This is a genomic window from Cryobacterium sp. Hz7 (assembly GCF_004402815.1).
Lineage (GTDB): Bacteria > Actinomycetota > Actinomycetes > Actinomycetales > Microbacteriaceae > Cryobacterium > Cryobacterium sandaracinum.
The window spans coordinates 217,293-234,870 of sequence record NZ_SOFB01000053.1; the positions used below are offsets into that span (position 1 = coordinate 217,293).

A 17,578-nucleotide genomic window follows, 5' to 3' on the forward strand; every position below is an offset into this window, starting at 1 on the left:
CGTCTTCACGGTCCTGGGTGTTTTCGCTGATGGTGCTCACAAACGTACCTGCCTTGCGGGGAGAGTGCGGGGCCGCCATGGCTCCCGGTGGGATTCGAATTCTGCGATCCGCGCTTCATCGCGCAGGGTGAGTCCGATGTCGTCGAGGCCCTCGAGGAGGCGCCACCGGGTATAGTCATCGATCTCGAACGGAACGGTGAGGCCGCCCACGCGGGCGGTCCTCGACACGAGGTCGACCGTCAGTTCGACTCCGGGACAGGCCTCGATGATGTCCCACAGACGCTGGGCGTCGGCCTCGGAGATCTGGCCGGCGAGCAGACCCTGCTTGCCGGAGTTGCCGCGGAAGATGTCGCCGAAGCGGGGGCTGAGGACCACGTCGAAGCCGTAGTCGCGTAGCGCCCAGACGGCGTGCTCCCGCGAGGAGCCGGTGCCGAAGTCGGCGCCGGCCACGAGCACGCGGGCACCCTCGTAGGCCGGATTGTTGAGTACGAAGTCGGGGTCGGCGCGCCAGCGGGCGAAGAGGGCGTCTTCGAAGCCGGTCTTGGTGACGCGCTTGAGGTAGACGGCGGGGATGATCTGGTCGGTGTCGACGTTGGAGCGGCGCAGTGGAAGCGCGATGCCCGTGACGGTTGTGAACTTTTCCATTACTTACTCGTCTCCATCCTGGACCAGGTCCCACGGGCTCGAAAGCGTACCGCGGATGGCAGTCGCCGCCGCGACCAGCGGGGAGACGAGGTGCGTGCGCCCGCCCTTGCCCTGACGGCCCTCGAAATTGCGGTTGCTCGTGGAAGCGCACCGCTCGCCGGGAGCAAGCTGGTCGGGGTTCATGCCGAGGCACATCGAACAGCCGGCGAAGCGCCATTCGGCGCCGAAGTCGGTGAAGATCTTATCGAGGCCCTCCGCCTCGGCCTCGATGCGCACCCGCGCAGAACCGGGCACCACCAGCATCCGCACGCCGGGGGCCAGGCTATGGCCCTGGATGATGTTGGCGGCGGCGCGCAGGTCCTCGACCCGACTGTTGGTGCAGGAGCCGAGGAAGACGGTGTCTACCCGGATCTCCTTCATCGGGGTGCCAGCCGCCAGGTCCATGTACTCGAGGGCGCGTTCGGCGGCCGAGCGCTCGTTGGCGTCGATGATTCCGGACGGGTCCGGCACGGTATCGCTCAGGGACACGCCCTGCCCGGGGTTGGTGCCCCAGGTCACGAAGGGTTCGAGAGTGTCGGCGTCGAGCAGCACCTCGGCGTCGAACACAGCGCCGTCGTCGGTGGCGAGGGTGTCCCAGTAGCCGACCGCGTCGAGCCAATCCTGGCCTTCCGGGGCGTGTGCGCGACCCTGAAGGTAGTCGTAGGTGATCGCATCCGGGGCCACCATGCCCGCGCGGGCGCCGGCCTCGATCGACATGTTGCAGATGGTCATGCGACCCTCCATGGAGAGGGCGCGGATGGCGCTGCCGCGGTATTCGAGCACGTAGCCCTGGCCACCGCCGGTGCCGATCTTCGCGATCACGGCGAGGATGATGTCCTTGGCCGTCACGCCGGGGCGGAGAGTGCCGTCGACGGTGATCGCCATGGTCTTGAAGGGTGTCAGAGGCAGAGTCTGGGTGGCCATCACGTGCTCTACCTCGCTTGTGCCGATGCCGAGCGCCATGGCCCCGAAGGCGCCGTGGGTGGAGGTATGCGAGTCGCCGCAGACGACGGTGATGCCCGGCTGGGTCAGGCCCAGCTGCGGTCCGACGACGTGCACGATGCCCTGCTCGATGTCGCCGAGCGAGTGCAGGCGAATGCCGAATTCCTCGCAGTTGCGCCGCAACGTCTCGATCTGGGTGCGGCTGGTGAGGTCGGCGATGGGCCGGTCGATCGCCAGGGTCGGCGTGTTGTGGTCTTCCGTGGCGATGGTGAGATCGGGGCGGCGCAGAGGGCGTCCGGCCAAGCGCAACCCGTCGAAGGCCTGCGGGCTGGTGACCTCGTGCACGAGGTGCAGGTCGACGTAGATCAGGTCGGGCGTGCCGTCTTCGCCCTTGGCGACGAGGTGTTTGTCCCAAACCTTTTCGGCCAGAGTACGCGGACGTTCTTCCAGCAGTGGTGCGTCAGTCATGTGTGTGCGTCTTCCTCAACGATGGGTATGCAGCCAACCAGAAACTCCACGACGAGAGAGGCCTCAGAACTGGGACTCGTCGCGGCAGGGAAGAGGGAGTCGACGCAGCAGCACCCTGACAGGCTAACACTGTGCGTGTGCGAGCTTTGCCTGACGCCCCTCATTCGAGGGTGCTTTCCGCTGTGTCCACGACGTCACTCTATCTGTGACGCGCTGCTTCGCCCGTGTCGGCGGTGTCGTCCTGCTCGGGGTTGCCCAGTTCCGACTCCACATAGACGACCGTCACGTTGTCGTGTCCGCCGTGGGCCAGAGCCGCGTCGACAAGCACGTCTGCGCGGGACCGGCTGGGCAAGCTATCACCGTCATAGGATGCCAGGATCTTCGCGATCTCGGCCGCGCCGAGTTCCTTGGTCAGTCCGTCGGAGCAGATCAGGAACGTGTGCCGCCCGGACGCCGGTAGCAGCCACACGTCGGCGTCCACGGACTCGTCGGCGCCGATCGCGCGGGTGATCACGTTGCGTTCCGGATGCTGCTCCGCCTCGTCACTGGAAATGAGACCCGCGTCGACCATCTCCTGCACAGCGGAATGGTCGACGCTCAGCTGCGCCAACGTGTGCCCGTCCCAGGTGTAGACCCGCGAGTCGCCGACGTTGAAGGCCATCCAGTGGAAGCCGACGTCGTCGCCGGCGTCGACGAACGCGATGCCCGACAGCGTCGTACCGGACACCGCGGTGCCGTAGTCGTCGACGGCGCTGAGGTCGCGCACCGCATCGTTCGACGAGTGGATGGCGTCGAGCACGCGTTCCGGGGTCGAAGGTGCGTCGCAGGCGATGTGTTCCTCGAAGACCCGCACGACTGTCTGGCTGGCCACGTCGCCCTGGGCATGACCACCCATGCCGTCGGCGACCAGGAAGACCGGGGCCTGGGCCAGGAAGCTGTCCTCGTTGACCTTGCGCTCGCGGCCGACGTCGCTCCGGGCACTGAACACGAACCGCGCACGGGTTGCGGGGAGCACCAGTTCGCTCTCACTCTGCGAGGCCACGTCAGCTCCTGTGTTCGAGTGCGTGCGAGGCACGTCGGCGAATGTCACTCCTCGACGAAGTGGGGGATCTCCTCGGCGAGGGTGTGACCGCGCCGGCGAGCATCCCGCCGAGCCTTGATCAGGCTGGCGATGGTGGCCACGGCCATGGAAACCACGATCACCCCGAGAGAAGTCCAGGTGTCGATCTCCGGAGCCCAGCCCACGCCCTCGCCGCCGTTGATGAAGAAGACCTCATTGTTGTGCAGGGCATGGAAGACAAGCTTGACGCCGATGAAGAACAGGATGAATGCGATCCCGTAATTGAGGTATTCGAGGCGTTCGAGCAGCCCGCCCAGCAGGAAGTACAGCTGACGCAGCCCCATCAGGGCGAACACGTTCGCGGTGAACACGATGAAGGGGCTCTGCGTGATGCCGAAGATCGCCGGGATGGAGTCGAGGGCGAAGACCAGGTCGGTGGTGCCGATCGCGAGGAGCACGATCAGCATGGGGGTGAAGACCTTCTTGCCGTCGACCAGGGTGCGCAACTTCGAACCGTCGAAGGTCGACGAGATGTTCATGTGTCGGCGCAGGAAACGGATCAGCCCGTTGTCGGCCTCGTCCACGTCGGGCTCTTTTGCGACCGCCTGGTGCACGGCCGTGTAGAGAAGAAACGCGCCGAAAATGTAGAAGATCCAGCTGAAGTTCTCGATCAGCTGGGCTCCGAGCAGGATGAAGATGCCGCGCAGCACCAGCGCGATGATGATGCCCACGATCAGCACCTCCTGCTGGTACTTCCGGGGCACCGAGAACCTCGCCATGATGATGACGAAAACGAACAGGTTGTCGATGCTGAGGCTGTACTCCGTGAGCCAGCCGGCGAGGAACTGCCCCGCGTGCTCGGCGTCGCCCAGGACCAACATCAGCAGGGCGAAGATCAGGGCCAGTCCCACGTAGAAGGCAACCCACAGGCTGGCCTCGCGCACCGAGGGCACGTGCGGCCGCTTGAAGACGATGAGGAGGTCGGCAACCAGGATGAGCGTCAGGACGACGAGCGACCCAATCTCAAACCAGAGCGGGAGAGCAATTTCCATGCGCGTAGAGCCTTTCAATGAAGGGGATGCTGGAGGCAGCAGGAAACCTGAGAGTCTCTCCCGTATCGATGGATCGATACCGCCGTGTCGGGCCCCTGCGCCGCGGCCCGTGTTGACGTTCACGGCGAGGTACCCGAAACGGGCACGGGGATACTCCCCTTCACTCCGTGGAGTCTACCGGGGTCTCGCTTAAATAAGACACCCGGTGCCCCTCGAAAAGAAGGAAACCGGGCTGGTGTGACCCCAGCGGGATTCGAACCCGCGTTACCGCCGTGAGAGGGCGATGTCCTAGGCCGCTAAACGATGGGGCCGTTTTGCAACTCACCTAATATGCCACACGCCGATAGCTAAAACCAAACTGAGCGGCTCAGGCGTGCACGAGCAGGGCTTTGGGTACCACGTCGACCTGCACCGGCATCGCCCCGACCCTCTCCCCGTCGGCGTAGGCGGCGACCCGGTCGGCGTCGATCCGGATGCTGCAACACCGGGTGATTTCCACCTGCGGCAGGGTTGTATGCGTGCCCGAGAATACCTTCGGGAAGACGCGGAGGAAACCCGCCCGCGACAGCGGGGCCACGATGAAGAGGTCCAGCAGGCCGTCGTCGATCACCGCACCCGGAACGACGCGCATGCCGCCGCCGATCGACACGTTGTTGGCTACGGAGATCAGCATGGCCCGCATCCGGCGTGGCCGGCCGTCGACGGTCAGCCGGTAGGAGATGGGCCGAAACGTCGTCAGCACCAGCAGGATGGCCAGGGTGTAGCGGCTCTTCTCGCGGGGCCGGCGCATCCGGTTGGCCCGTTCGTCGACCACGGCGTCGAACCCGGCCGAAAGCACGCCCGCGAACCAGATCGTCGTGTCGCCGCACCGCACCCGGGCGGCGTCTATGGCCCGCGGCGGGCGGGTGAGGGCATCGAGCAGGTGACGGATGGCAGCATCCGTGTCGTCGACCGGGATCCCCAGCCCGCGCGCGAGGTCGTTGCCCGTGCCGCACGGCACAATGGCCAGGAATCGACTCGTACCGGCCAGGAGGTTGGTGCCAAGGCTGACCATCCCGTCGCCGCCGACGACCACGAGCGCGTCGACCCGCGACACCAGTGCGCCCTGGACGTCGCGGCGAAGCGCGTCGAAGCTGGGGGCGCTCAGACTGGTCACCTGGTGGCCGGCCACGACCAGGGCCTGGGCAACCCGAGGGCCGACGTCCCTGCGGCGACCGAAAGCGGCGGCGTTGATGGCGACGACGAGGTGAAGACATGGAGGCACCGCTCCAGTATGGTCTCAGCTTGCAGCGCTCTGGGATTGGGTATTAGCTCAATCCATGAAACTGACGAAACTCGAGCACGCGGCTTTGATTCTTGACAAGGCCGGCCAGAAGTTATTCATCGATCCCGGCTCGTTCACGAGCCCGCTCACCGACACCGCCCGAGCTGTCGCCGTCGTGCTCACCCACGAGCACCCCGACCACTGGACCCCGGAACAGCTGGACCGCATCATCGCCCTGAACCCCGACGTGGCGATCTTTGCCCCGGCCGGGGTCGCGGCCGCCGCCGCCGGCTATCCCGTGACCGTCGTCAGCGCGGGCGACACCGTGGAGGCCGGGCCGTTTCGGCTGCGCTTCTTCGGCGGCACGCACGCCATCATCCACAAAACGATCCCGGTGATCGACAACCTCGGCGTACTCGTCGACGAGGAGCTCTACTACGGCGGTGACTCGTTTGCGATTCCGGAAGGCGTGACAGTGCAGACCCTCGCCGTTCCGGCCGGCGCGCCCTGGCTCAAGATCAGCGAGGTGATGGACTACGTGCTGGCCCTCGAGCCGCGCCGCACCTTCCCCACCCACGAAATGGGACTCTCCCGGGGTGGCAAGGAACTGTCCAACGCCCGGATTCAGTGGGCCACCGAGCAGAACGGCGGCGAGTTCTTCCCGCTCGAGCCGAACGAGTCCCTTGACCTGTGATGTTTGACGCTCCTTTCGGGGGGTAGCCCTGTAGGAATCCCACAAACAATATATAGTCAGCGCGGAATGCGTTAGCCCTGGCCCCGAACTTTTCCGGGCTTCGGTTCGTGGCTTCTCCCCACTGCTACGGTCGTGTCACTTCGGCGCGCCACCGTGCCGCACGGCCGTGAACCACCGGCCGTGACGTCGGAGTCTGACCGCGCACCGCACACCACACCACGCGAGTTCCGGCATGCCCGCATGCCTGCTCACGTCTTTCAAGGAGCCTCAATGACGAGATCTGACCGTGCACTACCCCGCCCAGGCACCATTGGCATTCGCTCCACTGTGGCCGGGCTCAGCCTCATGCTGGTCATGCTGCTGACGTTCTTCTTCCTGACCACCGGGCGGCTGGCCAGCGGCGCCGGAGAACTCTCCACCGGAGCCGTCACGGTGGAAACCGGCTCCCTGAAAGTCACCGGCGGCGCGGCACAACTCGCCGTGGGCGCCGAGACGCTGTCGGAGGGCGCGGCCGCCGCGGCCGCCGGTGCGACCGACCTCCAGGCCGGGGCGACCCGGGCCAACACGGGCGCCATCAGCCTGGCGACAGGTGCGGCGAACGCTTCGGCCGGCGCCGGCACCCTCCTCGACGGAGCACTCACGAGCGTCAGCGGCAGCACCAGGCTGGTGCTCGGCGCCGAATCGGCCGCACGGGGCGCGGAGACGCTGTCCGCCGGCGCCGCCACCGCCGCCAGCGGAGCGAGCGCTCTCGCCGCCGGTGCCGGAGCTGCTGCGACCGGTGCGGCGACTCTCGCCGCCGGCGTCGCCACAACAGGGACCGGCGCCATGAAAGTCTCCGCCGGCGCAACGCAGGTTGCCGCGGGTGCGGCAACCCTGGCCACCGGCGCCGGCCAGGCTGCCCTCGGCGCCAGGACGGCTCGCGACGGCTCGGTCCTGCTCGCCGTTGGAACGGCATCCGCCGCCCAGGGCACGAACCAGGCCCGGCGCGGCGCCGAGGCCCTCGCGCTGGGGGCGACCGAGCTCAGCGACGGAGCCCGCAGAGTCGCTGCGGGAGCCACGAGGCTGGATGCCGCACTCGCCACCCTGGCCGACCAGGTCGAGGCGGACACGATCACCCCGGACGCCCTTCTGGCCACTCTCCAGGGGCTGAGCTCCGCCGCCTCCAGCCTGCACACGGGCACCACGGGGGTTGAGTCCGGGGCTGTTGCCCTTCGGGACGGTTCGGCCGTCCTCCGCGACGGATTGACGCCCCTGAGCGAGGGCACTGCGGTGCTCCAGACGAGATCCGCAGAACTGCGCGACGGGCTCACAACCCTCGCCGCCGGCGCGGCCCAGGTGTCCGGCGGAGCTGCCGCGGTGGCCGCGGGGACAGGTGCCGTCGCGACGGGGGCCTCGGAACTCCAGGTCGGTACGCGGGCCCTCACCGCCGGTTCCGAACGGGTTGCGGCCGGCACCAGCGTGGTTTCCACCGGTGCAAGCTCCCTCCAGGGCGGCACCAGCCGAGTAGCCGCCGGCGCCTCGTCGTTGTTCACGGGAGCGACGACCCTGGCAACTGGCGCTGTGAGTCTCGCCGACGGCGCAACCCGCATCTCGGTCGGCGCCGGGTCATTGACCGACGGCACGCAGACCCTCGCGGCGGGGGCGTCCACGCTGGTCGCCGGCACCACTGCGCTCGAAACCGGGTCCACTGCCCTGGCCGAGGGCACCGAGAAGGTGTCGGACGGATCCGGGACGCTCCTCGACGGTGCGAACACGCTCGCCGCCGGCACCGCCGAGCTGAGCGCCGGCTATGCCAAGGTGGCCGCGGGTTCAGGCAAGCTGGCCGATGGCGCCGAGACGCTGAGCTTCCATCGCTCGGCTCCCGGGATCATGGTCCTGATCGGATTGGTCCTGGCAGGGGCAACCGTCTGGCTGGTCCGCCGCCTGAGAATGGGGCGCTGACCGAGAACCGATAGGCCGCGGGGCCTGGATCCACTGATCCGGGCCCCGCTTTGTCCGGCCCAAAACCAAAGAAGGGATGCACCGCCCCTGCACAGGGCGCACCCAGCTGACGCGGCATCGGTGCAGCTACTGTAATTTTGATGGCTCTGCACACGTGCGACCCGATGACTTCTCCCCCGAAGGATGCTGCCCCTATGACTGTTCCCGTTCTCTCGGCCCAGAACATCGGCAAGTCCTATGGGAGCGGGGCGAACCGTTTCGACGCGCTCAAGGGAGTCTCCGTCGACATCCGCGCCGGTGAATCCGTCGCCATCGTCGGCAAGAGCGGGTCCGGCAAGTCCACGCTCATGCACCTGTTGGCGCTGCTGGACGCCCCGGACAGCGGCGCGCTGCTGGTCGAGGGAACGGATGCGAAGAAGCTCAAGGGCAAGGAGGTGAACCGGCTTCGCAACCAGGACTTCGGGTTCGTCTTCCAGCAGTTCTTCCTCACCGCCAATGCGAGTGTGCTCGAGAATGTCGTGCTCCCCCTGAAGATAGCCGGGGTCAGCCCGAAGGCGCGCAGGGCGCGCGGAATGAAGGCCTTGGAGCAGTTGGAGCTGGCCGACAAGGCGAAGAACAAGGCCATGAACCTCTCCGGCGGGCAGAAGCAGCGCGCGGTCATCGCCCGGGCCCTGGTCAACAACCCGAAGGTGATCTTCGCGGACGAACCGACCGGCAACCTCGACACGGCAACCGGAGCCGTCGTCGAGGACATCCTCTTCTCCCTCAATAAGGACAAGGGCATCACGCTCATCATCGTCACCCACGACATCGATCTCGCTGCCCGCTGCGACCGCCAGATCTTCATCCGGGACGGGATCGAGGACATCACCAGATCTCCTGAAGCCATCTCGAAGCCCGAGGGAGCGCGCGCATGAAATTCGTCGACATCATCACATCCGCGATCGCGAACAGTTTTCGCAGCAAGCTCCGCACCGGCCTGACCGTCATCGCCATCTTCATCGGCGCGTTCACGCTCACCATCACCAGCGGCATCGGCACCGGGGTGACGAGCTACATCAACAGCCAGGTCTCGGCGATCGGTGCGGCGGATGTGCTCACGGTCTCCAAGACCGACGACGCCGCGGCGACGGAGAGCGACGGACCGGCGGCGTATGACCCGGAGAAGGCCACCACGATCAGCCTGGGCAACGGCTCGCGCCCCGGTAGCACCATCCAGGCGCTCACCGACGCCGATCTCGACACGATCAAGGCCACCAGCGGCATCCTCGGCGTCGACCCGGCGGTGCAGGTGACGCCCGACTTCATCGAGTACGACGGCAGCGGAAAGTTCGAGCTGACCGTGAACGCGCCCGCCACCCTCACCACGGCCGACCTGGCGGCCGGGGCTCAACTGGACAACGAGAGCGCCACCGACCAGCTTCTGCTGCCGACCACCTACCTCGACGCGCTGGGCTTCAGTACCCCGGAGTCGGCCATCGGCCAGACCGTCTCCATCGGCATCACTGATTTCGCGGGCACCCCGCAGCAGGTTCCGGCCACCATCGTCGGCGTGCAGAACGAGACCATCCTTGGCGCTGGGGCCGGCCTCAACCAGCCGCTGACGGACCGGCTGCACGACGTCGAACTCGCCGGCACCCCCGCCGGGGCACCACAGAGCTACGCCAGTGCGACCGCCCGGTTCGACCTGGACGCCTCCGACGAGGAGATCGTCGCGATCAAGGCCGACCTCGCCGACCAGGGCTACGCCTCGCAGACCGTCGCGGACCAGATCGGCTCGTTCGAAACCGTGATCAACGTCATCATCGGCGTGCTCAACGCCTTCGCCGTGATCGCGCTGATCGCCGCCGGCTTCGGCATCATCAACACGCTGCTGATGAGCGTGCAGGAACGCACCCGGGAGATCGGGCTGATGAAGGCTATGGGCATGAACGGCGGCCGTGTCTACGCTCTGTTCAGCACCGAGGCCGTCTTCATCGGCTTCCTGGGCAGCGCCCTGGGCGCGCTCGTCGCGGTGGGCGTCGGTTCGGTGATCAGCAACATCCTCGCTACGACCGTGTTCGAGAACCTGCCCGGACTTCAGGTCGTGCAGTTCGCGCCGAGTTCGATCGCCATCATCATCGGCGTCGTCATGTTGATCGCCTTCCTGGCCGGTACCCTGCCCGCCCGGGCCGCGGCGCGGCAGAACCCGATCGACGCCCTGCGGTATGAGTAGCACGGGCCCGAGCGGTGCGGGCCCGAACGGCCCCGGTCCGGCCGGCCCCGCCGCCGACCTGGGGCTGCGCGCCCGCAAGCGCGCGGCCACCCAGTCGGCGCTGGAGCGGGCCGCCATCTCGCTGGCGCTCGAGCACGGCTACGACCGGGTGACGGTCGACATGATCTGCGAGGCGGCCGTGGTCTCGCCGCGCACCTTCTTCAACTACTTCGGCACGAAGGACGGCGCGTTCCTCGGCGGCGCGCCGCCTCAGCCGACGGATGCCGAGCACCAGGCGTTCGTGCACGGCACCGGCCGGGACGTGCTGGGCGACCTCGTCGAAATGATCGCTGCCGCCGTGGCCGACCACTCCCCCGACACGGAACTTCTCCGTAGCCGCAGGGTGCTGATCGAGCGCACCCCGGAACTCCTCACCGGGGAGACGTCCCGCATCGCGGAGCTGGAGGAGCATCTGGTGCAGCTGGTCCTCGACCGCTTCCACGTCCAGGGGCGCACCGAGACGGGCACCCCCGATCTGGCCGACGAGGCCAGAATGGTCGTCGCCCTCGCGGGCAGTGTCATGCGCTACTCGATGCAGAAGTGGTTCTCCGGCGGCTTCACCGGCAGCCCCGGCGAGTTACTGCACCACTCCCTCGCCCTGGTGCAGCGCCTGACGGGGACGGCTGTTCCGGCGCCCCGCTAAGCTAACGGGCGCCGCAGCGTCGCAGTGCCCGCAACGGGCATCCATCGTGACGTAATCTCGGAGATTTTCGGGAAACCCCGGTTTTCGCGCCCGGCTGAGCGGCGTCATGCGAAAATCTCCGAAGTTAGCGCGGGGTGGCGCACCGGGTCTCGACGAGCTCGAGCGCCGAACGGGAGCCTCCGGACGTCGGGTCGCCGCTTCTCGACGAGCCCGACCACCGGTTGCTCGACCGGCGGCAGGCCAGGAACGCTCGCGGCGCTACGCGGTGACGAGCTCGCGCCAGTCGGCCAGCGGCAGGCCGTGGGCTTCGGACACGGAACGGTTCGTGACCGCTCCGGCGGCGACGTTCAGGCCGAGGGCCAAGGCGTCATCGCGCTCGAGCGCCGCCTTCACGCCAAGGTTGGCCAGTGAGAGGGCGTACCGCAGGGTGACGTTGGTCAGCGCGTAAGTCGACGTGTTCGGCACGGCGCCGGGCATGTTGGCGACGCAGTAAAAGATCGAGTTGTGAACGCGGTAGGTCGGGTTTTCGTGCGTGGTCGCGTGGGTGTCCTCGAAGCAGCCGCCCTGGTCCACGGCAATGTCGACCAGCACAGAGCCGGACTTCATGCGCGCCACGAGAGCGTTGGTGACCAGCTTCGGGGCCTTGGCGCCCGGGATCAGCACGGAGCCGATGACCAGGTCGGCATCCGTCACGGCATTCTCGATCTCGTAGGAGTTGGACGCGACGGTTTTCAGCCGGCCCTGGTACTGCGCGTCGAGCTGGCGCAGCCGGTCGATGTTGATGTCGAGGATCGTGACGTCGGCGCCGAGGCCCATTGCCATGGCGGCCGCGTTGGTGCCGGCGACGCCGGCGCCCAGCACGACGACCTTCGCGGGGCGCACCCCGGGCACGCCGCCGAGCAGCACGCCCTTGCCGCCGGCCGGGGCCATCAGGGACTGCGCGCCGACCTGCACGGCCAGTCGGCCGGCCACCTCGCTCATCGGGGCCAGCAGCGGCAGCGCGCGGTTGGCGGTCTGCACCGTCTCGTAGGCGATGGCGGTGACGCCGGCTTCGGCGAGGGCGCGGGTGAGGTCGGGCTCGGCGGCCAGGTGCAGGTAGGTGAAGAGGATCAGACCCTCGCGGAAGCGCTGGTACTCGGAAGCGACCGGTTCCTTAACCTTCATCACCATGTCGGCGCGGGCCCAGATCTCGTCGGCGGAGTCGACCAGCTCGGCGCCGGCCACGTGGTACTCGTCGTCGGTGATGTGCGATCCGAGGCCGGCACCCTTTTCGACCAACACGGTGTGACCGGCGGCCAGGAACTCGTGCACGCCCGAGGCTGTGATGGCTACGCGGAATTCGTTGTTCTTGATTTCCTTGGGTACACCGATGATCATGGCCGACTCCGTTGCTCAGTACTGCTCAATTGAACTTGTGACAGGGGGCTGCGGCGCCACTTTCGACAGTGAACCGCAGCGGGGTCAAGACTAAATCCACCAATTCGGCCCGAACCGCACGCCGCCGTCGGGCATGAGGTCCAGCGGCGGAGACCGATGCCGACAACGGCTCCACCGCAGCATAAATAAGTCTTGCGTTCAGGGGTTTTCCTGGTGATCCCGGTCGGCTTCGCTCCGGACCGCACCGGTTACCGAAATGAAGAACCGCTTTGTCACTCGACAGTTGTCGCGCGTCAACCCGGCAAGCGTCGCCTGATGTCCGTTTCCGGCCTGCTCCGGCCCCCTAACATTGAGCCAATGAGAACCGCGGAAATCGAAGACCTGGTCGAACACCTCGCGGCCGGCCTTGACCGCGCCCTCTCGCTCGAGGATCTCGACGGAGGCCTGCTGGCGTACAGCCGGGACCAGCCGCTCGCCGACAGCGTGCGGGTCAATTTCCTGTTGAGCAAGAAGGTGCCCGCCGACGTCAGCGCCTGGCAGTTGCAGCACGGAATCAGCACAGCGGTCCGTCCCGTCGCCGTCCCCGCCAACGCCGCGCTGGGCATGCTCGGCCGCGTCTGTGTGCCGCTGATGGTGCGGGGGTTCCGGGTCGGCTACCTGTGGGCGATGCAGGGGTCGCACGACGAATCCCCGGAGGCGATCCTCCGTGAGCTACCCGCCGTGCGCGGCCAGCTGGACCGGCTGGCCGAGACCCTGCTCGACAGCAACACCGCCGAATCCGAGCACCGCCGGCAACGTGAGGCCCTATTCCTGGCGGCCTGCCAGGCGGAGACATCCGCCATCGAGGAGATCGCGGGCTGGCCGCAGATTCATGGGACCGGCCCGTGGCATCTCGCCACCCTGATGCCCCGCCCCGTCGAGCAGGCCGACGGCGGCGACGCCACGCCCGATTTCGCCGCCGGCGTTCTGCTCCAGCGGATCTCGGCGCTGCACGCTACGGTCGGCATCGACGCGGCCCGGTTCAGCGCCGGCACCGAGACCCACGCGGTTGTGCTGCTGCGCGATTCAGCGGGCAAGGTGGCACACACCGAGATGCTTCACCGCTATCGGTACGAACTCGCCCGGCGCGGCGGCACCCCCGAGCGCCCCGACCTGATGGGCTTCAGCGAGGTGTTCACCGATCTCAGACGGTTCCCGGATGCCTACATCCAGTCCCGCAAAGCGGTGCAGGCCGCCGCCGTCGACGCCCGGTTGGGCACCATCGCCGATTTCCGCCAGATCGGCGTCTACCAGTTCCTCGCGGCCAGCAGCCGCAACCTTTCCCCCGTGGAATCGGTCTACTTCGCCGAGCTGCGGGACTTCGACGACAACCACGAGTTGCTTCCGATGCTGGAACTGCTCTACGACACCGACGGGTCGGTTCAGGATGTCGCGGCGGCCCTGCACCTGCACCGCAGCAGCATCTACAACCGGCTGGCGAAGATCCGCACCCTGATCGGCGCTGACCCGCTGGGCGGCCAGGTGCGGCTGGAACTGCACCTCGCGATGAAGGCAGACCGCTGGTCGCGGCGGCCGCGGATCTAGCGCCGGACGAGCGTGGCCTTCTCTGCTTGAACGTCGGCCTTCCACTCCACGATCCGGGCCTGCTGCAGCGGCGCCTTGCGGTTGACGTACCACGCGGCGCCGAGGGCCAGAAACCAGACGGGGGCCACGACCAGCGCGAGGCGCGTGTCGTCAGCCTGGCCCAGGGCCCAGAGCATGAAGGCGAAGAACGCCAGCACGACCCAGGGCATGAACCGAGCGCCCGGCATCCTGTATTTCGAGGCGGCGTGCAGGTGGGGACGGCGGCGCAGGAAGGCGAGGTAGCTGACCATGATGATGGACCAGACGAACATCGTCAGCACAGATGCCACCGAGGTGACAAGCGTGAAAGCGCCCATGAAGGAATCACCCGTATACAGCAGCACCAGCCCGGCCAGCAGGAATATGCAGGAGAACAGCAGGGCGTTCCTCGGCACCTTGCGGCTGCTCAGCGTGCCGAAGGTCTTCGGGGCATTGCCGTCCTGCGCGAGGCCGTAGACCATCCGGGAGGTCGAGTAGATGCCGGAGTTGGCACTCGAGGCGGCGGAGGTGAGCACGACCAGGTTGACGACGATGGCCGCGACCCCCAGCCCGGCGAGGGCGAACATGCCGATGAAAGGGCTGCTGCCTTGGTCGATGGTGCGCCACGGGTTGACCGACATGATGATCACCAGGGCACCCACGTAGAAGAGCAGCAGCCGCAGCGGAATGGTGTTGATGGCCCGGGGCAAGTTCTTCTCCGGGTCCCTCGTTTCCGCGGCCGCGGTGCCGACAAGCTCGATTCCGGCGAAGGCGAAGATGGCGATCTGGAAGCCGAGCACGAAGCCGGCGACGCCGTGCGGAAACATCCCGCCGTCGTTCCAGATGTTCTCGAAGCCGGCCACGGCACCCGACGGGGAGGTGAAGTGCGTAATGATCATTACCAGGCCGGTTCCGATCAGGGCCACGATGGCGACGACCTTGATCAGCGCAAACCAGAACTCGGCTTCACCGAAGGCCTTGACGCTCGGCAGGTTGAGCAGGATCAGCGCAACCGGAGTGAGTAGCGCGGGGATCCACAGCGGCGTGCCCGGTGCCAGCACGTCGACGTAGCCGGAGATGGCCACGATGTCGGCGACGCCGGTGACCACCCAGAACGCCCAATATGACCAGCCGGTGAAGAAGCTCGCCCACGGGCCGAGCAGGTCACCGGCAAAGTCGCTGAACGACTTGTAGTCCAGGTTGGACAGCAGGATCTCGCCCATGGCCCGCATCACGAAGAAAAGCATGAAGCCGATGATCATGTAGACGAAGATCACGGCCGGCCCGGCGAGGGAGATGGTCTTGCCGGCGCCCATGAATAGCCCGGTTCCGATCGTGCCGCCGATGGCGAGCATCTGGATGTGCCGCCGACTCAGCGAGCGAGCAAGGCTCGGATCCGCGTGCGAGTCTCGGGCTGCGGCCCCGGTACGTGAGGTTCCGGGTACCGCGGTGGTGCGTTCAGGCATGGGGCTTCTTCCTCAAAACGGCACAGACGCAGCCACCCAGAGGACGACCGTGTCAACCCGTTGGGGCCTCACGGTTGTGAAGCGGCCCGACTCGGGTTCTGAAGTAGCAACGCTACGTCCTCGGGCGGGCGTCCCCCGAACCCGGGTGGCAGCCGAGGCGCACCCCAGCCCGCACCCCGCGGCCGCGGGCCAGACCTGATCGACAGGTGTCGAGCATCCGCGGGCCAAACGTCGTCGGCTGTTCGGGCGTGGTGATCCCAACCGGACACAGGGTCAGGACAAGATGTCTTTGGTGGAGAACCGGCCGTAGGCCAGGGTACCGAACACGGCGATGTAGCCCAGTTGCAGGAGCACGTTGTCGCCGAACGAGCCCAGGTCCATGGGCTGCCGCAACAGGTCGGCGAAGCCCAGCCAGTAGTGGCTGAAGAGCCACGGATCCAACCACGACAGTTGCGGGAGCACGTCGAGGATCTGCACGACGACCGACACCACGACCGTGGCGGCCATCGCCCCCACGGGAACATCGGTGAGGGTGGAGATGAACAACCCGATCGCCGCGAAGCCGAGCAGCGAGACGGTCACGTAGAGCGAGATCAGCCCGGAGCGCAGCAGCGATTCCGGCACGCTGATCACATCGCCCGAGAGCAGTGTCACCGGCCCGACCGGGAACAGTGCGGCCCCGATCAGGGTCCCGGCCACCGCAAGGGTCAAAGTCGCGGCTAGGCAGAACACGGCGACGCCGGCGTACTTGACGAGTAGCAGGCGCAAACGCCCGGCCGGGGCCACGAGCAGGTAGCGCAGGGTGCCCTGCCCGGCCTCCCCCGCGATGGTGTCGCCGGCGACGACGCCGATGGTGAGCGGAAGGAACAACGGGATGGCCACGATCATGGCGGTGAACGCCACGAACAGGCCGTTCTGGGTGACCCGGTCCAGGAAGGGCGGGCCCTCTCCCGGTGCCAAGGTCTCCGACGAAAGCCGCACGGCGACGGCGAGCAGGATGGGGATGAGAGCGATGGCGACCAGCATCGCCCAGGTGCGGCGGCGGCGGAACAGCACCGTTAGCTCGGAGCCGAGCAGGGCCGGTCCGGCTGATCGGCGCCTGCTCGGAACGCCGTTGCCCGACACCTTCGAGCTCGCCACGCTATTGGAGGACATCGAAACCTTCTCCGGTCAGGGCCACGAAACGTTCTTCCAGGCTGGATTCCTCGATCAGAAAACCGCGCACGCGCACGCCACCGGCGACGAGAGCCGTGACGATGGACTCCGGCTGCCCGGTCAGGTCGACCGACATTTCTCGGGGCAGCGGAGCCGCGACCCAGGGGTCCTGCTCGGGCACGTCGCTGTGCACGGGTGCCAGACCGAGGCCGGTCAGCACGGCTGCGGCCGCGGCGGCATCCGGTGTGCGCACGCGGACCCGCGTCTGGCCCACGTGGCGCAGGTCGGCCAGCGTGCCCTGGGCCACGAGGTTGCCGCCGCTCATCACCGCGGCGTGAGTGCACATCTGCTCCACCTCGGCGAGCAGGTGGCTCGAGACGAAGACCGTGGTGCCCTCGGCCGCGAGCGACCGCACCAGGCTGCGCACCTCGCGGGTGCCCTGCGGGTCGAGCCCGTTCGTGGGTTCGTCGAGCACGAGCAGCTCGCGCGGCTGCAGAAGCGCGTTGGCGATGCCGAGCCGCTGTTTCATGCCCAGCGAGTAGGCAGCTACCTTCTTGCCGGCGGCGTGGGTCAGGCCCACGCGCGCCAGCGCCTGCTCGACCCGGGCGCCTCGCGTGCTAGACGGCGCGTTGCGGTCGGCGGTGTCGAGCCGGCGCAGGTTGGCGGCTCCGGAGAGGAATGGGTAGAACGCCGGTCCCTCCACGAGGGCGCCCACGCGCGGCAGCACCGCGTGCAGACTGTCGGGCATGCTCTGCCCCAGCACGCTGATCTGCCCACTGCTGGCCTGGGTTAGGCCGAGCAGCATGCGGATGCTGGTGGTCTTACCGGAGCCGTTCGGCCCGAGGAATCCGAAGACCGCTCCGCGCGGGACGGCCAGGTCGATCTCGTTCACGGCGATCTGCTCGCCGAAGCGCTTGGTGAGACCCCGGCTCTCGATCGCGAGATCGGGAGCCGGGGTTGCGGCTGTCACTGTGTC

The 17,578-nt window shown here is 67.4% G+C and carries 15 protein-coding genes and 1 tRNA gene; 6 read left to right on the forward strand and 10 right to left on the reverse strand.

Features of this window, described 5'->3' with window-relative positions; all coding sequences use genetic code 11:
• Positions 1 to 36: 36 nt before the first annotated feature.
• The 6 genes from leuD to E3N86_RS13725 form a co-directional block, all read right to left on the reverse strand.
• Positions 37 to 645, reverse strand: coding sequence for a 3-isopropylmalate dehydratase small subunit (gene leuD, locus E3N86_RS13700; RefSeq protein ID WP_104103024.1), 609 nt, complete (start codon positions 643 to 645; stop codon positions 37 to 39).
• Between the two features lie 3 nt (positions 646 to 648).
• Positions 649 to 2,094 carry a 3-isopropylmalate dehydratase large subunit gene (gene leuC / locus E3N86_RS13705; RefSeq protein WP_134371627.1) on the reverse strand — a complete coding sequence of 482 codons (1,446 nt, stop codon included), beginning with the start codon at positions 2,092 to 2,094 and terminating at the stop codon, positions 649 to 651.
• A 199-nt stretch (positions 2,095 to 2,293) separates the two neighbouring features.
• Positions 2,294 to 3,136 carry a PP2C family serine/threonine-protein phosphatase gene (locus E3N86_RS13710; RefSeq protein WP_241986122.1) on the reverse strand — a complete coding sequence of 281 codons (843 nt, stop codon included), beginning with the start codon at positions 3,134 to 3,136 and terminating at the stop codon, positions 2,294 to 2,296.
• 44 nt (positions 3,137 to 3,180) lie between these two features.
• The gene (locus E3N86_RS13715; protein ID WP_134512152.1) at positions 3,181 to 4,206 is read right to left on the reverse strand and encodes a TerC family protein; all 1,026 of its coding nucleotides are present in this window, start codon (positions 4,204 to 4,206) and stop codon (positions 3,181 to 3,183) included.
• A gap of 238 nt (positions 4,207 to 4,444) precedes the next feature.
• Positions 4,445 to 4,517, reverse strand: a tRNA-Glu gene (locus tag E3N86_RS13720).
• Positions 4,518 to 4,573: 56 nt separating this feature from the next.
• Positions 4,574 to 5,470 (reverse strand): diacylglycerol kinase family protein, encoded by an 897-nt coding sequence (locus tag E3N86_RS13725; protein ID WP_134371631.1) that lies wholly within the window; start codon positions 5,468 to 5,470, stop codon positions 4,574 to 4,576.
• A gap of 55 nt (positions 5,471 to 5,525) precedes the next feature.
• On the opposite strand from E3N86_RS13725, the gene E3N86_RS13730 reads away from it, so the two are divergent.
• The 5 genes from E3N86_RS13730 (at position 5,526) to E3N86_RS13750 (ending at position 11,002) form a co-directional block, all read left to right on the forward strand.
• The gene (locus tag E3N86_RS13730; protein ID WP_104103016.1) at positions 5,526 to 6,164 is read left to right on the forward strand and encodes an MBL fold metallo-hydrolase; all 639 of its coding nucleotides are present in this window, start codon (positions 5,526 to 5,528) and stop codon (positions 6,162 to 6,164) included.
• 270 nt (positions 6,165 to 6,434) lie between these two features.
• The gene (locus E3N86_RS13735) at positions 6,435 to 8,105 is read left to right on the forward strand and encodes a hypothetical protein (RefSeq protein WP_134512153.1); all 1,671 of its coding nucleotides are present in this window, start codon (positions 6,435 to 6,437) and stop codon (positions 8,103 to 8,105) included.
• Positions 8,106 to 8,299: 194 nt separating this feature from the next.
• Positions 8,300 to 9,022 carry an ABC transporter ATP-binding protein gene (locus E3N86_RS13740; protein WP_134371635.1) on the forward strand — a complete coding sequence of 241 codons (723 nt, stop codon included), beginning with the start codon at positions 8,300 to 8,302 and terminating at the stop codon, positions 9,020 to 9,022.
• Entirely contained in the window at positions 9,019 to 10,320 is a 1,302-nt protein-coding gene (locus E3N86_RS13745; protein ID WP_104103007.1) for an ABC transporter permease, read from the forward strand. The genes E3N86_RS13740 and E3N86_RS13745 overlap by 4 nt, the downstream gene beginning before the upstream one ends.
• Entirely contained in the window at positions 10,313 to 11,002 is a 690-nt protein-coding gene (locus tag E3N86_RS13750; protein WP_134400741.1) for a TetR/AcrR family transcriptional regulator, read from the forward strand. The genes E3N86_RS13745 and E3N86_RS13750 overlap by 8 nt, the downstream gene beginning before the upstream one ends.
• 258 nt (positions 11,003 to 11,260) lie before the next feature.
• Here E3N86_RS13750 and ald read toward each other — a convergent pair whose 3' ends face one another.
• Entirely contained in the window at positions 11,261 to 12,379 is a 1,119-nt protein-coding gene (gene ald, locus E3N86_RS13755) for an alanine dehydrogenase (RefSeq protein ID WP_134371639.1), read from the reverse strand.
• Between the two features lie 357 nt (positions 12,380 to 12,736).
• On the opposite strand from ald, the gene E3N86_RS13760 reads away from it, so the two are divergent.
• Positions 12,737 to 13,963: a CdaR family transcriptional regulator gene (locus E3N86_RS13760; RefSeq protein WP_134512154.1), complete on the forward strand. Its 1,227-nt coding sequence runs from the start codon at positions 12,737 to 12,739 to the stop codon at positions 13,961 to 13,963.
• Here E3N86_RS13760 and E3N86_RS13765 read toward each other — a convergent pair.
• From E3N86_RS13765 to E3N86_RS13775, 3 genes are all read right to left on the reverse strand, one after another.
• Entirely contained in the window at positions 13,960 to 15,447 is a 1,488-nt protein-coding gene (locus E3N86_RS13765; RefSeq protein WP_104171661.1) for an amino acid permease, read from the reverse strand. The genes E3N86_RS13760 and E3N86_RS13765 overlap by 4 nt on opposite strands.
• A 273-nt stretch (positions 15,448 to 15,720) precedes the next feature.
• Positions 15,721 to 16,602 (reverse strand): ABC transporter permease, encoded by an 882-nt coding sequence (locus E3N86_RS13770; RefSeq protein WP_104102992.1) that lies wholly within the window; start codon positions 16,600 to 16,602, stop codon positions 15,721 to 15,723.
• Entirely contained in the window at positions 16,589 to 17,572 is a 984-nt protein-coding gene (locus E3N86_RS13775) for an ABC transporter ATP-binding protein (protein WP_233191527.1), read from the reverse strand. The genes E3N86_RS13770 and E3N86_RS13775 overlap by 14 nt, the downstream gene beginning before the upstream one ends.
• Positions 17,573 to 17,578 lie beyond the last annotated feature (6 nt).

Bases quoted from the DNA above. Each gene is read 5' to 3' on its own strand.
- ald (WP_134371639.1), bottom strand. From the start codon at position 12,379: ATGATCATCGGTGTACCCAAGGAAATCAAGAACAACGAATTCCGCGTA.
- E3N86_RS13740 (WP_134371635.1), top strand. From the start codon at position 8,300: ATGACTGTTCCCGTTCTCTCGGCCCAGAACATCGGCAAGTCCTATGGG.
- E3N86_RS13760 (WP_134512154.1), top strand. From the start codon at position 12,737: ATGAGAACCGCGGAAATCGAAGACCTGGTCGAACACCTCGCGGCCGGC.
- E3N86_RS13770 (WP_104102992.1), bottom strand. From the start codon at position 16,602: ATGTCCTCCAATAGCGTGGCGAGCTCGAAGGTGTCGGGCAACGGCGTT.
- E3N86_RS13745 (WP_104103007.1), top strand. From the start codon at position 9,019: ATGAAATTCGTCGACATCATCACATCCGCGATCGCGAACAGTTTTCGC.
- E3N86_RS13750 (WP_134400741.1), top strand. From the start codon at position 10,313: ATGAGTAGCACGGGCCCGAGCGGTGCGGGCCCGAACGGCCCCGGTCCG.
- E3N86_RS13765 (WP_104171661.1), bottom strand. From the start codon at position 15,447: ATGCCTGAACGCACCACCGCGGTACCCGGAACCTCACGTACCGGGGCC.
- leuC (WP_134371627.1), bottom strand. From the start codon at position 2,094: ATGACTGACGCACCACTGCTGGAAGAACGTCCGCGTACTCTGGCCGAA.
- leuD (WP_104103024.1), bottom strand. From the start codon at position 645: ATGGAAAAGTTCACAACCGTCACGGGCATCGCGCTTCCACTGCGCCGC.
- E3N86_RS13715 (WP_134512152.1), bottom strand. From the start codon at position 4,206: ATGGAAATTGCTCTCCCGCTCTGGTTTGAGATTGGGTCGCTCGTCGTC.
- E3N86_RS13730 (WP_104103016.1), top strand. From the start codon at position 5,526: ATGAAACTGACGAAACTCGAGCACGCGGCTTTGATTCTTGACAAGGCC.
- E3N86_RS13735 (WP_134512153.1), top strand. From the start codon at position 6,435: ATGACGAGATCTGACCGTGCACTACCCCGCCCAGGCACCATTGGCATT.